Origin of the sequence: Pseudomonas luteola NBRC 103146 (genome assembly GCF_002091675.1) — a bacterium.
GTDB classification, from domain to species: Bacteria; Pseudomonadota; Gammaproteobacteria; order Pseudomonadales; family Pseudomonadaceae; genus Chryseomonas; species Chryseomonas luteola.
Genome location: NZ_BDAE01000005.1, coordinates 96,234 through 110,185, shown reverse-complemented (window position 1 = coordinate 110,185; position 13,952 = coordinate 96,234). Strand labels below are relative to the sequence as shown.

Below are 13,952 nucleotides of genomic sequence, written 5' to 3'. Positions count from 1 at the left end.
GTTTGTTTCTTGCATTTTCATGGATCGTCACATCAAAGCTGATTCGCCATGCCTACGGAAATGATGCATCGTCTGCTGCTGGATAACCTTACGACGGCAGTCATTCTGCTCAACGCCGAGCTGCGCCTTGAGTACATGAATCCGGCAGCTGAAATGCTGTTGGCTGTCAGCGGTCAGCGTAGCCACGGTCAATTCATCAGTGAATTGTTCACCGAGTCGCCGGAAGCGCTCCAGGCCCTTCGTCAGGCAGTGGAGCACTCGCACCCGTTTACCAAGCGTGAAGCACTGCTGGTGTCCACTACAGGCAACAACCTGACGGTGGATTATGCTGTTACGCCTGTGCTCAGCCCTTCTACGACCTACCTGTTGCTGGAGGTGCATCCCAGGGATCGTCTCCTGCGAATTACCAAAGAGGAAGCCCAGCTTTCCAAACAGGAAACGACCAAACTGCTGGTTCGCGGGCTTGCCCATGAGATCAAGAATCCCCTTGGAGGTATCCGTGGCGCTGCGCAACTCCTCTCTCGAGAGTTACCGGACGAGTCCCTGAAGGATTACACGAACGTCATCATTGAGGAGTCTGACCGCCTGCGCAACCTAGTGGATCGCATGCTCGGCTCCAACAAGCTGCCCAAACTGGCACGTACCAATATTCATGAGGTGCTAGAGCGTGTTTGCAGTCTGGTGGATGCCGAAAGCCAGGGTGGTATCTCTCTGGTACGCGATTACGATCCGAGCATTCCGGACCTCCTTATCGACAAGGAGCAGTTGATCCAGGCAGTCCTCAATATTGTGCGAAACGCCATGCAGGCCATTTCCGAACACAATGAGCTGCGCCTGGGACGTATCACGCTGCGGACGCGTGCGCTCCGCCAGTTCACTATTGCCCATATTCGCCATCGGTTGGTGTGCAAGGTCGAAATCATCGATAACGGCCCGGGTATTCCTGCCGACATGCAGGAAACCATCTTCTATCCGATGGTCAGCGGTCGCCCAGACGGGACCGGTCTGGGCCTGGCCATCACGCAAAACATCATTTCTCAGCACCAAGGCCTTATCGAGTGCCTGAGTCAACCTGGACACACTGCCTTCAGTATTTTCCTGCCGTTGGATAAGGAGCCTTTATGAGCCGTTCGGAGACCGTCTGGATCGTCGACGACGACCGTTCCATTCGCTGGGTACTAGAAAAGGCCCTTCAGCAGGAAGGCATGACGACCGTTGCCTTTGAGAATGCGGACAGCGTCATGAATCGGCTCGGCCGCCAGCAGCCGGATGTCATCATTTCCGATATTCGCATGCCTGGCGCCAGTGGCCTGGACTTATTGTCACGCATTCGGGAGGTTCACCCTCGTCTGCCTGTGATCATCATGACGGCACATTCGGATCTCGACAGCGCTGTCGCCTCCTATCAAGGGGGCGCGTTTGAATACCTGCCCAAGCCGTTCGACGTCGATGAGGCCGTCGCGTTGGTCAAGCGCGCCGGCCAGCATGCCCAGGAACAGCAGGGATTCGAGGAGCCCGCTCACCTGACGCGAACACCGGAAATCATTGGTGAAGCGCCGGCAATGCAGGAGGTGTTTCGCGCCATCGGCCGGCTCTCCCATTCCAACATTACGGTTCTGATCAATGGCGAGTCGGGCACAGGTAAAGAGCTGGTTGCCCATGCCCTGCACCGCCACAGCCCGCGTGCGGCTGCGCCTTTCATTGCGCTGAACATGGCCGCCATTCCCAAGGACTTGATGGAGTCCGAGCTGTTCGGCCACGAAAAAGGGGCCTTCACAGGCGCGGCCAACCAGCGTCGAGGCCGTTTCGAGCAGGCCGATGGTGGAACCTTGTTTCTTGATGAGATCGGAGACATGCCAGCCGATACCCAGACGCGCCTGCTGCGGGTCTTGGCTGATGGTGAGTTCTATCGCGTAGGGGGCCATACCCCAGTCAAGGTGGATGTCCGCATCATTGCCGCAACCCACCAGAACCTGGAGGGTCTGGTCCGGGATGGCAAGTTTCGCGAGGACCTGTTTCATCGCCTCAACGTGATTCGTATCCACATCCCTCGTCTGGCTGATCGCCGCGAGGATATTCCAGCGCTGGCCCGGCATTTCCTGGCACGAGCGGCGCAAGAGCTGGCGGTAGAACCCAAAACGCTAAGACCGGAAACCGAGGAGTACATGAAGGGCCTGTCCTGGCAAGGTAACGTCCGGCAACTGGAAAATACCTGTCGCTGGATCACGGTGATGGCGTCCAGCCGGGAGGTATTGATCGATGACCTGCCGCCGGAACTCCTTAGCCAGCCGCAGGATGCGCAACCCGCCGCCAACTGGGAACAAGCCTTGCGTCACTGGGCGGATCAGGCATTGACTCGTGGACAGTCAAGCCTTCTAGACAGCGCCGTGCCTGCTTTTGAGCGAATCATGATCGAGACCGCGCTCAAGCATACCGCCGGCCGCCGTCGTGATGCCGCGGTTCTCCTGGGCTGGGGACGCAACACGCTGACCCGGAAGATCAAAGAGCTGGGCATGAAAGTCGATGGCCCCGATGAAGAGGGTGAAGACTAAGCCCTATAGGCTAAAAGGCGCCTTAATCGGCGCTTTTTTATGCCTGAACTTTTCGTTCAGAAAATTATGAAAAGTTGGCACGACGCCTGCTATGTACTTGGTAACCAACCTTTTTGGGGACCTCGGTACAGGCAGGCTGGGGAATCCCCTTTTTATTTCAAGACCACCTTCGGGTGGTCTTTTTTTGTTCTGAGATAAAAGGCTACTTCTCAGGCCTTTAAAATCAATAGGTTACAGATACAAAGCTGAACCCCTTCAATTGGACTGGCTTTACAAGAAACACAGCACCATAAAAGAAGAATAATGTTTAGCACTCAAGGCTTGCACCAAAAATGTGCATCACTTGAAATTTGCCTTAATTGTGCGCACGTTTACTGGCCAGCTGAGATCAGTGGAACCTCAATGACCAATTCCCAGTGGTCGCCTTCCTTTTTGTCCAAGTGGTCCTGAGTAGCCAGGGCTCCTCCTAGTCCAACTACAAGCACGTTGACGTCCTTGCCCTGCTGAGTGACTGACCAGGAAAAGCTGCGTGACTCTTTTGTCTTTACCTGAGCACTTTGATTGCCGCCTATCAGACTTATGTTGGGCAAACGCAGATTCAACGCGCCGTCTGGGCGATAACGCTCATACTGAAGGGCCTTGTTCAAGGACAGCACCAGACGATACATAGGCTTCCCAGAGTCTTCGTCAACGTACTCTGCAGCCTGAGCCACGCGTACCTGAGGAACGATTGGCTGCCGAGGCCCTACATCGCCATGATAGATCCGGCCGACCATCAGCCCGAACAGCAGCCCGCCCAATGACATGGCGCCCAACCACACCAGGAGGCGGCGATTGCGAGTCTGTAGCTCACGGCGTAGCTCTTCAGGGTCATCCACCCGTTGGAGTTCTCTTTCACGAGCAGCCTTGGCTTCGCGTACCTCGAGAAACAGACGGCGTACGGCATGAAACAGACGTCTCAACATGCCATCGTTCCGCAACCAGCCCATATCCACCGTACGAAGCAGCAGCCATTGTCGCCGGGTGGCGTTACCATACCGCTCTTTATTCCTGTGTTAGCTACCATGTTTGACGTCATTTTGTTCGAGCCGGAAATTCCGCCCAATACGGGCAATATCATTCGCTTGTGTGCCGTTACCGGCTGCCGTCTGCATCTGATCGAGCCACTTGGCTTTGCGCTTGACGACAAAAAGCTGCGTCGCGCCGGGTTGGACTACCATGAGTGGTCGACCGTGCGGTGTCACGCATCGCTGTCAGCTTGTATAGCAGATTTACAACCCCGTCGGCTGATGGCCTTTTCTACCAAGGCTACACAGTCCTATGCCGATGTCCGCTATGAAGTAGGCGATGCCCTGCTGTTTGGTCCCGAGAGCCGCGGGCTGCCAGCCGAGGTGCGTGATGCCCTTCCCCACGAGCACCTGCTACGCCTGCCCATGCTACCGGATCGTCGCAGCCTCAATCTCTCCAACGCGGTAGCCATTACCGTTTACGAAGGCTGGCGCCAGCTGGGCTTTTTCATGCCGGAATAAATCACTGCGGCATAAAAAAACGCCCCGAAGGGCGTTTTTTCTACAGCGTAGATCAGGCCTGACCTGCAGTCTGCATGCGCGACAGCTCTTGAGCGTACAGCGCATCGAAGTTCACCGGCGACAGCATCAGCGCCGGGAAGGAACCACGCACGACCATGCTGTCCAGTGTTTCACGTGCATAAGGGAACAGGATGTTCGGGCAGAAGGCGCCCAGCGCATGACTCATGGAAGAGGCATCCAGACCCTTAATCAGGAAGATACCGGCCTGTTGTACTTCAGCAACAAAAGCGGTGTCTTCACCGTTCTTCACCGTTACGGTCAGCGTGAGGACGACTTCGTAGAAATCTTCGTTCAGCGCCTTCTGGCGGGTGGATAGATCCAGGTTGACGTTTGGCTGCCAGTCCTGACGGAAGATGTCCGGGCTCTTGGGCGCCTCGAAAGACAGGTCGCGAATATAGATACGTTGCAGGGAGAACTGAGCGCCTTCTTCAGTCTGCTGCGCTCCGTTTAGGTTATCAGTCATGACAGAACCTTATTGTTTATCGGTTAATTCAGGCAGAGAGGAGCGGGTCGAGACGGCCTGAGCGCTCGAGCGCATACAGATCGTCGCAGCCACCCACATGGGTTTCGCCAATCCAGATCTGCGGAACACTGGTCCGGCCGGCCTTGCGTGTCATTTCACTGCGCACTGCAGGCTGGCCATCGACGGCAATTTCTTGGTACTTCACACCTTTACTGTCGAGCAGGTGCTTGGCTCGATGGCAGTAAGGACACCAGGCACTGGTGTAGATGATGACTTCAGGCATGAGAGTACCTCCTGTCCGACAATTAGTTTTTCACGAGCGGCAGGTTTTCCCCACGCCAGGTAGAGAGACCTCCCGTCAACCGGGCCGTAGTGAATCCGGCCTGTTGTAGCGGCGTGCAGGCAGCGCCGGCCTGCTGACCATTGCTGTCGACAACGATAAGGGTCTTATCCTTGTGCTTCTCCAGTTGGGACAGGCTGCTGGCCAGTTTGTCCTGAGGAATGTTCACTGCCCCGACGATATGACCAGTAGCGAACTCCTTCTTCGGACGAATGTCCAGCACAATGCCCTGCTCTGTATTGAGAAGCTTAGTCAGCTCCGCCGTTGACAGGCTGCGCCCGCTACGACGTGTCTCGTGTATCAGCAGAAGGATCAAGAGCACCAACAAGGCGCCAACAAGCAAGTAATGGTGAGTGGCGAACTCGATCAGCCGGGAAACGAATTGCATGGCACGAAGTATCCGGAGTCAAAAAATGCTGGCCAGTATACACACGCGACCTCATGCACCATACCCTGCATGCGTGGCGTCGCTAGGCGTTTGGCAGTTACACTTCAGATAACCGTTGCCTTTCGAAACAGCGCTAACAAGAGTCCGAAATCATGGCATTCACACCCAAACCTCTGGTCCTGATCATCCTCGACGGCTTTGGCCACAGCGAGGAAACCAAGCACAATGCCATTTACGCGGCAAAAAAGCCGGTCTGGGATCGCCTGCTGGCGACACAGCCCCATGGTCTGATCTCCGGCTCCGGCATGGATGTGGGCCTGCCTGACGGCCAGATGGGCAACTCCGAGGTAGGACACATGAACCTGGGAGCCGGCCGTGTGGTGTATCAGGATTTCACCCGTATCACCAAGGCCATCCGCGATGGCGAGTTCTTCGAGAATCCGGTCATTGGCGAAGCCGTCGACAAGGCAGTCGGCGCAGGCAAGGCCGTCCATATCCTGGGCCTGATGTCCGACGGCGGCGTCCATAGCCACCAGGACCATCTGGTTGCCATGGCAGAGCTGGCGGCCAAGCGTGGCGCCGAGAAGATCTACCTGCACGCCTTCCTCGACGGTCGCGATACACCGCCCAGAAGCGCCCAGAGCTCGATCGACCTGCTCGACGCCACCTTTGCCCGCCTGGGCAAAGGCCGTATCGTGTCGCTGATTGGCCGCTATTTCTCCATGGACCGCGACAATCGCTGGGACCGCGTATCCGCTGCGTATAACCTCATTACGGACGGCACCGCGGAATACCATGCGGCAACGGCCACCGAAGGCCTCAACGCAGCGTACGAGCGCGGCGAGAGCGATGAATTCGTCAAGGCAACGACCGTCGGGACTCCCGTCAAGGTGGAAGACGGTGACGCCGTGGTCTTCATGAACTTCCGTGCTGACCGCGCCCGTGAACTGTCCCGTGCGTTTGTCGAGCCGGACTTCAAGGAATTCCCCCGTACCCGGACGCTAAACCTGGCAGGCTATGTCATGCTGACCCAATATGCTGCCAGCATTCCTGCACCCAGTGCCTTTACCCCGGAAAGCTTGAACAATGTCCTGGGTGAATACCTGGCCAAGAACGGCAAGACTCAGCTGCGGATTGCCGAAACCGAGAAATATGCGCACGTCACGTTCTTTTTCTCGGGCGGTCGGGAAGAACCCTTCGAGGGCGAGGAACGTATCCTGATCCCCTCCCCCAAGGTTGCCACCTATGACATGCAGCCTGAAATGAGCGCCCCGGAAGTTACCGACAAGATTGTCGATGCGATTGAAAACCAGCGCTACGACGTCATCATCGCCAACTATGCCAATGGCGACATGGTGGGCCATACCGGTGTATTCGAGGCGGCAGTCAAAGCAGTGGAATGCCTGGACGCCTGCATGGGACGCATTGTGGAAGCGCTGGACAAGGTCGGCGGCGAGGCCATCATTACGGCAGACCACGGCAATGTCGAGCAGATGGAAGATGAATCCACGGGTCAGGCGCATACTGCGCATACCACCGAGCCGGTTCCGTTCGTTTATGTAGGCAAGCGCTCCGTTCACATTCGTGAAGGCGGTGTACTGGCCGATGTAGCGCCCACCTTGCTGACGCTTATGGGTATGGAGCAACCCAAGGAGATGACCGGTCGTACGATCATTACCGTGAATTAAATATCACGGCCTGCTCATTTACCCGATTGGGAGTATCGTTGCGTCCCTGAGGACTCAGCGGTACTTCTGATCATCAACCAATAAAAGAGCACCTAGTCATCTACGGCTCGTCTCGCCGTTTTTTTTGCTAGCCGCCCCGTGCATACTAGGGCGCTTCCTCATGGGATATTTGTTACTCGATGCTTCGCGCCCTTACCCTCGTTCTTCTTGCATGTCTGCTTACTCCGGCCGTGGCCGATCAGCGCGAGGATACCCAGCGCCAGTTGGAAGCCACCAAGCGTGACATCGCCGAACTGCAGAAGCTCTTGCAAGGCATCCAGACCGAAAAGTCCGGCGTGCAAAAGCAGCTCAAATCGACCGAAACGGAGATGGGCGACCTGGAAAAGCAGGTCAAGGATCTCCAGGATCAGTTGGATCAAGGTCAGGAAAAGCTGAAGAAGCTGGATGACCAGAAAAAAAAACTCGATCAGTCACGCCTTGAGCAACAAAAACTGATCGCTATTCAGATTCGTGCCGCTTATCAAAGCGGCCGTCAGGAATACCTGAAGTTGCTCCTCAATCAGGAACAACCGGAAAAGGTCAGTCGCACCCTGACCTACTATAACTATGTCAATCAGGCCCGCCTCGACCAACTCGCGACATTCAACGACACCCTGAAACAGCTAGCCGGGGTAGAGAGTGACATTCGTAACGAGCAATCGCAGCTGACCGCTCAGCAAGCCGCTCTGCAGGAGCGGCAGGACAAGCTGGCCGAAGTCCGCAAGGCACGCCAGGAGACCCTGGCCAAGCTGAACAGCGACTACTCCGACCGCAACCGTGCGCTGCAATCGCGTGAGCAGGATCAGGCTGAACTCGGCAAGGTCCTGAAAACCATTGAAGAGACACTGGCCCGCCAGGCTCGTGAGGCTGAGCAGGCTCGCCAGCGTGCACTGGCACAGGCGCGGGAAGCGGAAGAGCGTAGTCGCGCAAGCAGCAAAACGACACGGCCAACGAACACACCGGGCCTTGCGGTGTCTAGTTCTGCACCAGGCTTTGGCGGTCCGTTTGCCAGCGCACAAGGCAAGCTGCCTTGGCCTGTGAACGGTCGCCTGCTGGCACGCTTTGGCAGTCCGCGTGGCGATGACCCGCGCGCCAAATGGGATGGTGTACTGATTTCAGCCAGCGCAGGCACCCAGGTACACGCTATTCATGCGGGCCGGGTAGTGTTTGCCGACTGGTTACGAGGGGCCGGACAGCTGGTGATCATTGATCACGGCAACGGCTATCTCAGTTTATACGGGCATAATCAAAGCTTGTTAAAGAGTGCAGGTGATCAGGTCAAGGCGGGCGATGCGATTGCAACCGTCGGGACCAGCGGAGGTCAGGATACCCCTGCCCTCTATTTCGCCATACGTCAGAAGGGTCGTCCGTCGGATCCGCTTACCTGGTGCCGTGCCCAGGGTTAGTGCCGGACACATTAGGAGCTACGCATGCCGCATTGCTTTCGTCTCACCGCCTTGGCTTTCTCGCTGATAGGGCTGATTGGCGTTTCAACCGCCTGGGCCCAGCAACAGACGCCAGGAGAAGTGCCCGCTGCGGTGACCCCGGTCGAAGGGGCAGCAGCGCCCATCAACAACGCGCCGCTTCCACTCGAAGAGCTGCGTACGTTCGCTGAGGTGATGGACCGCATCAAGGCAGCCTATGTTGAGCCGGTGGATGACAAGACTCTGCTCGAAAACGCCATCAAGGGCATGCTGAGCAACCTGGACCCGCATTCGGCATACCTTGAACCCAAGGATTTTGCTGAGCTTCAGGAAACCACCAGCGGCGAATTTGGTGGTCTGGGGATCGAAGTGGGTCAGGAGGACGGTTTCGTAAAAGTGGTCTCCCCTATTGATGACACGCCGGCTGCCAAGGCCGGTATCCAGCCGGGAGACCTGATCGTCAAGATCGATGGCCAGCCCACCAAGGGTCAGTCCATCAGCCAGTCCGTAGACAAGATGCGCGGCAAGATCGGCAGTCCGATTACCCTGACTATCGTACGCGGCGGTGGCCGCCCCTTCGATGTCAAACTCAACCGGGCCGTCATCAAGGTCAAGAGCGTCAAGGCGCAACTGCTGGAGCCTAACTATGGCCTGCTGCGCATTTCGCAGTTCCAGGTAAACACGGGCGATGAAGTAACAAAGGCCTTCCAGCAGCTTCGCAAAGAGAACAAGGGCAATAAGCTCAACGGCCTGGTGCTCGACCTGCGAAATAACCCCGGCGGCGTTTTGCAGGCCGCTGTCGAGGTTGCGGATGCCTTTATGACCAAGGGGCTGATCGTCTATACAAAGGGTCGCATCCAGAACTCCGAGCTGAGCTTCTCGGCCGACGCGGCTGACCCCAGCGAAGGTGTTCCGCTGGTCGTCCTCATCAATGGTGGCAGCGCGTCGGCGGCGGAAATCGTGGCGGGCGCGCTGCAGGATTCCAAGCGCGGAATCCTGATGGGTACGGATACGTTCGGTAAAGGCTCGGTGCAAACAGTTCTGCCGCTTAACAACGACCGCGCACTCAAATTGACCACAGCGCTGTACTTCACACCCAAGGGCCGATCCATTCAAGCGCAGGGCATCACCCCTGATGTGGCGGTCGCACCCGCCAAGGTCACCCCGGAAGACAATCCTGAGTTCTTCAAAGAAGCTGATCTGGCCGGTCACCTGGGTAATGCCAACGGCGGCCCGGATCGTCCTACCGGAAGCAAGGCGCCTAACCAGACGCCCCGCCCGCAAGATGATGACTTCCAGCTGTCCCAAGCCCTCAGCCTCCTGAAAGGGCTGAGCATCACGCGCAATCAGTGATCAGGCGTTGGATTGGCTCGCTCCTGCTGCTCGCTCTGGCAGCTGGAGCCGCTGCGGCTGAGCCACCACGCCTGAGCATCGTAATCGATGACCTGGGACAGAACCTCTCCCAGGATCGTCGCGTTCTTGGTCTGCCCGGGCCGGTGACCCTGGCCATCATGCCGGGCACATCCTTCGGCGCGACATTGGCTCGCGAAGCCCATAAGGCAGGCCGTACGGTCATTCTGCATCTGCCTATGGATCCCGCGGGCGGCCCCTTCGCCTGGCATCCCGAGCTTTCCGGTGAGGAGCGCCTTAAGCGCCTCGAAAACGCCCTGGCGACTGTCCCCTATGTCAGCGGGGTCAACAACCATGAAGGTAGTCGGATGACGGCTGATCGTCCGGCCATGAGTCAGCTCATGCAAACCCTGCAGGCCAAATCGCTATTTTTCCTCGATAGCCGTACCAGTGCAGCCACGGTTGCAGCCGCCGAAGCTCAGAGGATTGGGCTGGCGAGCCTTTCCCGCGATGTGTTCCTGGACAATGTAAACCAAGCTGATGCAATCGCAGCGCAATTGCAGGAAGGCGTCAGGCTGGCACGCAAGCAAGGCACGGCCGTTCTGATTGGTCATCCTCGTCCAGCCACGCTAAGCGTTCTGGAGCGAGAGCTGCCCACTTTGATCGCTAATGGCATCGAGATTATCGATGTCGAGCAGATGATTGCTCTACGCAGCAATAAAGCCATGGCCGGTCATGGCAAGAATGGTGTGTACCGCTGAAACAAAAAACCGGAGCCCAGGCTCCGGTTTTGCTACAGGGCCCCTGAAGGGTCACAGGTAGTTATTGGTAATCTGATCGACTATGCCTTCCTTGCGCATCTCATCCAGCGTCTTCTGCAGCTTGGCAACTACATCATCCGGCGTATCCTTGTTGACCGCCAGGTATAGGTCTGCCTCATCGATGACCAACGCGGTTTGCAGATTGGACACCCCTTCCTGCTTGGCCAGATACCGAGCCACAACATCGGTCGTTGCCCAGAAGTCGATTTCGCCCCTCTCCAGCTTGCCGACGTTTTCCTGGTCGCGAAGGGACTCGGTAAACGGAATCTTCTTGTCAGCCAGGATCTGGCTGACCGCCGAGCTTTTGTAAGTACCGATCTTGTACTTGTTCGCGCCTTCCAGGTTGGTCAACTTGATATTGCTGGCGTTAGTCGACATTAACACCTTACGCGTCTTGCCCAGGGGCCCTACCCATTTGAACTGCGACTCGCGGGCAGGTGTGCGGGACGTGGAGAACAGCGCGTAATTAGGGTTTTCCAGCGCCAGGTTATAAAGCCTGTCCCAGGGGAAACGCAGAGAAAGGGAATAGTTGACTCCGGCACGCTTGAACATTTCACGGACAATATCCGTGCTGATGCCGTCAATCCCGTCATCCTTGGCGAAATTCTTTTCGTCGACAGCCATATTGAATGGCGGGAAATTCTCAGTCAGCAGGACCATCGAGTAATTATCGGAGACCGCAGCCTTTGCTGCGCCTGCTCCCAATAACAACCCCAACATCACCACACGCAATATCGACTTGGACATCACTTCAGCTCCTTGTTTCTTATAACTGCTGTGCCACCGGCAAAGGCACAATCGAATGCTTATTTAAAGGTAATGCTCCAGGATGCGCTGGACTTCACCATCCTTGCGCATCTGCTCCAGTGCGTTTTGCAGTTTTTGCACCACATTGTCAGGTGTCTGCTTGTTCAAGGCTAAAAAGAGCTGGCTTTCGTTAAACCGCAGAACGGTCTTGAAGTCAGTAACCCCTTGTTGACGCGCCAGATAACGGCCCGCCGGATCGCCGGTGGCCCAGACGTCAATCTGCCCTGCCTGAAGTTTTTGAACGTTTTCCTGATCCCGCAGTGAGAGGTCTAGGTTTATGCCTTGCTTCACTAAACTTTCGGCGATCGCGTCACCTTTATAGGCGCCAATGCGCAAACCCTGACGCTTTACGTCATCCAGGCTGCCAATTTTTAGCGATGAGTCCGCACGGGCAAGCAGAATCCAGTCATCAGGTCCTATCGGCCCCACCCACTTGAAAGAATCTTCCCGTTCGGGGAGACGAGCCGTCACGAAAACACCGTAGCCAGGCTGCTCCAGCGCGGTCTTGTAGATACGCTCCCAGGGAAAGCGGAGCGTCATCGAGTAAGCAACCCCGGCCCGCTTACAGGCTTCCCGGACGATATCCACGGCTATTCCGCTCAGGCTTTCCTCCTGTGCGAAGTTCTTGCCATCGACCGACATGTTGTAAGGGGGAAAATTTTCTGTCAGCAGATCAATACGATTGTTGGCACTGGCTGCCTGGGCGGCCCCAGCACTCACCATCAACACACTGACCCAAAACGCCATGACAACGTTGAACATGGACACGCCTCCTGCTTTGTTTTGGGCAATTTCTTTAACAGGAAGCGTGCCAAGCGTGACGCAAATCTCTATTTATCGGACCACAATACCCCGTTCAGCCATATAGGCCTTGGCTTGAGGCACGCTGTATTCTCCAAAATGGAAAATGCTGGCAGCCAATACCGCCGAGGCCTTGCCTTCCAGAATACCGGCAGCCAGGTGCTCAAGATTACCGACACCACCTGATGCGATAACAGGAATATTGATGGCCTCACTGATGGCACGTGTCACGCCGAGGTCGAACCCGCTCTTGGTGCCGTCCTGATCCATGCTGGTCAACAGAATTTCACCGGCTCCCAGGTCCTCCATCTTGCGTGCCCAGGCAACGGCGTCCAGCCCGGTCGGCTTACGGCCACCGTGGGTAAAGATCTCCCAGCGCGGCGTTTCGTCCGGTGCCGAGACCTTCTTGGCATCGATGGCGACAACGATGCATTGCGAGCCAAAACGGTCTGCGGCTTCTCCGACGAACTCGGGCGTAAAGACTGCTGCAGTATTGATTGAGACCTTGTCTGCACCCGCGTTGAGCAGGTTACGAATATCCTGCACGGTACGAACGCCACCGCCCACAGTCAGCGGAATGAACACCTGACTCGCCATACGTTCGACCGTATGCAGAGTGGTATCGCGGCCCTGGTGGCTGGCGGTGATATCCAGAAAGGTGATTTCATCTGCGCCCTGTTCGTTGTAACGACGGGCAATCTCTACCGGATCTCCGGCGTCACGGATATTTTCGAATTTGACGCCCTTCACCACGCGGCCATTGTCCACGTCGAGGCAGGGAATGATTCTCTTGGCAAGTGCCATACGGTATCCCTCGTCTGTCGGCCTGTCTTATGCCTGATAACGATCGCACAGGGCCTGAGCCTCTGCGACGTCCAACGTGCCTTCGTAGATCGCGCGACCGGTAATGGCACCGATGATGCCGGGTGCCTTGGCATCCAGCAGATTCTGGATATCGCCCAGGTTATGGATACCGCCCGATGCGATGACAGGAATTCGGGTAGCGTTTGCCAGCGCGGCAGTAAACGGTACGTTGCATCCCTGCATCATGCCGTCACGGGCAATATCGGTGTAAACAATCGCCGAAACGCCGTCTGCCTCGAAGCGCTTGGCCAGATCGATTACCTGCACCTGACTGACTTCCGCCCAGCCATCAGTCGCCACGAAGCCGTCTTTGGCATCCAGCCCAACAATAACCTTGCCTGGAAAGGCTCGGCAGGCTTCGGCGACAAACTCTGGTTCCTTAACAGCCTTGGTACCGATAATTACGTAGCTGACGCCAGCCTTTACATAGTGCTCGATGGTTTCCAATGAGCGGATACCGCCACCGATCTGGATAGGCAGGGAGGGATAGCGCTTGGCGATCGCAGTAACCACTTCGCCATTGACCGGCTGGCCTTCGAACGCTCCATTAAGATCAACCAGGTGCAAACGACGGCAGCCGCCTTCGACCCACTTGGCCGCCATGCTTACAGGATCGTCGGAGAAAACCGTGGAATCTTCCATACGGCCCTGGCGCAGACGCACGCAGGCGCCATCTTTCAAATCAATCGCAGGAATAATCAGCATAGATCTCTACCCAAGGCATTCGGGGCGGCCTGCATGGCACAGGTTCAGCGCCAGGAATGCGTTCGCTAATGGTGATAAAACGCCACGGGTTGGTTTTGTGCTTGCGCTCAAGCCTTGCCAT

15 protein-coding genes are annotated in these 13,952 nt (G+C 56.7%); 7 read left to right on the top strand and 8 right to left on the bottom strand.

The genetic code is table 11. The features are described from left to right. The first annotated feature begins 48 nt into the window (after positions 1-48). Positions 49-1,125 (top strand): nitrogen regulation protein NR(II), encoded by a 1,077-nt coding sequence (glnL, locus tag PLU01S_RS08550; RefSeq protein WP_074827128.1) that lies wholly within the window; start codon positions 49-51, stop codon positions 1,123-1,125. Continuing rightward, entirely contained in the window at positions 1,122-2,552 is a 1,431-nt protein-coding gene (ntrC, locus tag PLU01S_RS08545; RefSeq protein ID WP_019367298.1) for a nitrogen regulation protein NR(I), read from the top strand. The genes glnL and ntrC overlap by 4 nt, the downstream gene beginning before the upstream one ends. Before the next feature lie 371 nt (positions 2,553-2,923). Here the strand turns inward: ntrC and PLU01S_RS08540 are convergent, their stop codons facing one another. Next, on the bottom strand, positions 2,924-3,517 hold the full coding sequence (locus tag PLU01S_RS08540; protein ID WP_139208833.1) for a hypothetical protein: 594 nt from the start codon (positions 3,515-3,517) through the stop codon (positions 2,924-2,926). 99 nt (positions 3,518-3,616) lie between these two features. Here PLU01S_RS08540 and PLU01S_RS08535 point away from each other — a divergent pair, with 99 nt between their 5' ends. Next, a complete protein-coding gene (locus tag PLU01S_RS08535) occupies positions 3,617-4,081 on the top strand; it encodes a tRNA (cytidine(34)-2'-O)-methyltransferase (protein ID WP_010796134.1) in 465 nt (154 codons plus the stop codon). Between the two features lie 52 nt (positions 4,082-4,133). Here PLU01S_RS08535 and secB read toward each other — a convergent pair whose 3' ends face one another. The 3 genes from secB to PLU01S_RS08520 are packed head-to-tail and all read right to left on the bottom strand — an operon-like array spanning position 4,134 to position 5,332. After that, a complete protein-coding gene (gene secB, locus PLU01S_RS08530) occupies positions 4,134-4,604 on the bottom strand; it encodes a protein-export chaperone SecB (RefSeq protein WP_010796135.1) in 471 nt (156 codons plus the stop codon). A gap of 28 nt (positions 4,605-4,632) precedes the next feature. Next, positions 4,633-4,887, bottom strand: coding sequence for a glutaredoxin 3 (gene grxC / locus PLU01S_RS08525; protein ID WP_010796136.1), 255 nt, complete (start codon positions 4,885-4,887; stop codon positions 4,633-4,635). A gap of 22 nt (positions 4,888-4,909) precedes the next feature. Continuing rightward, positions 4,910-5,332, bottom strand: a complete 423-nt coding sequence (locus PLU01S_RS08520) for a rhodanese-like domain-containing protein (RefSeq protein ID WP_010796137.1) — start codon at positions 5,330-5,332, stop codon at positions 4,910-4,912. Between the two features lie 152 nt (positions 5,333-5,484). On the opposite strand from PLU01S_RS08520, the gene gpmI reads away from it, so the two are divergent. From gpmI to PLU01S_RS08500, 4 genes are all read left to right on the top strand, one after another. Further along, on the top strand, positions 5,485-7,020 hold the full coding sequence (gpmI, locus tag PLU01S_RS08515; protein ID WP_074827132.1) for a 2,3-bisphosphoglycerate-independent phosphoglycerate mutase: 1,536 nt from the start codon (positions 5,485-5,487) through the stop codon (positions 7,018-7,020). 179 nt (positions 7,021-7,199) lie between these two features. Beyond that, positions 7,200-8,465: a murein hydrolase activator EnvC family protein gene (locus PLU01S_RS08510; protein WP_074827134.1), complete on the top strand. Its 1,266-nt coding sequence runs from the start codon at positions 7,200-7,202 to the stop codon at positions 8,463-8,465. Between the two features lie 24 nt (positions 8,466-8,489). Further along, positions 8,490-9,836 (top strand): S41 family peptidase, encoded by a 1,347-nt coding sequence (locus PLU01S_RS08505; RefSeq protein ID WP_074827136.1) that lies wholly within the window; start codon positions 8,490-8,492, stop codon positions 9,834-9,836. Beyond that, the gene (locus PLU01S_RS08500; RefSeq protein ID WP_010796141.1) at positions 9,833-10,594 is read left to right on the top strand and encodes a divergent polysaccharide deacetylase family protein; all 762 of its coding nucleotides are present in this window, start codon (positions 9,833-9,835) and stop codon (positions 10,592-10,594) included. Before PLU01S_RS08505 ends, PLU01S_RS08500 begins: the two co-directional genes overlap by 4 nt. Positions 10,595-10,645: 51 nt before the next feature. Here PLU01S_RS08500 and PLU01S_RS08495 read toward each other — a convergent pair whose 3' ends face one another. The 4 genes from PLU01S_RS08495 to hisA form a co-directional block, all read right to left on the bottom strand. Continuing rightward, the gene (locus tag PLU01S_RS08495; protein WP_010796142.1) at positions 10,646-11,401 is read right to left on the bottom strand and encodes a substrate-binding periplasmic protein; all 756 of its coding nucleotides are present in this window, start codon (positions 11,399-11,401) and stop codon (positions 10,646-10,648) included. A gap of 63 nt (positions 11,402-11,464) precedes the next feature. After that, positions 11,465-12,184, bottom strand: a complete 720-nt coding sequence (locus PLU01S_RS08490) for a substrate-binding periplasmic protein (RefSeq protein ID WP_230382179.1) — start codon at positions 12,182-12,184, stop codon at positions 11,465-11,467. 111 nt (positions 12,185-12,295) lie between these two features. Beyond that, entirely contained in the window at positions 12,296-13,066 is a 771-nt protein-coding gene (gene hisF, locus PLU01S_RS08485; protein ID WP_074827138.1) for an imidazole glycerol phosphate synthase subunit HisF, read from the bottom strand. A 27-nt stretch (positions 13,067-13,093) separates the two neighbouring features. Next, complete coding sequence (hisA, locus tag PLU01S_RS08480; protein WP_074827141.1) at positions 13,094-13,831, bottom strand: 1-(5-phosphoribosyl)-5-[(5-phosphoribosylamino)methylideneamino]imidazole-4-carboxamide isomerase; 738 nt, start codon at positions 13,829-13,831, stop codon at positions 13,094-13,096. Between the last annotated feature and the right edge of the window lie 121 nt (positions 13,832-13,952).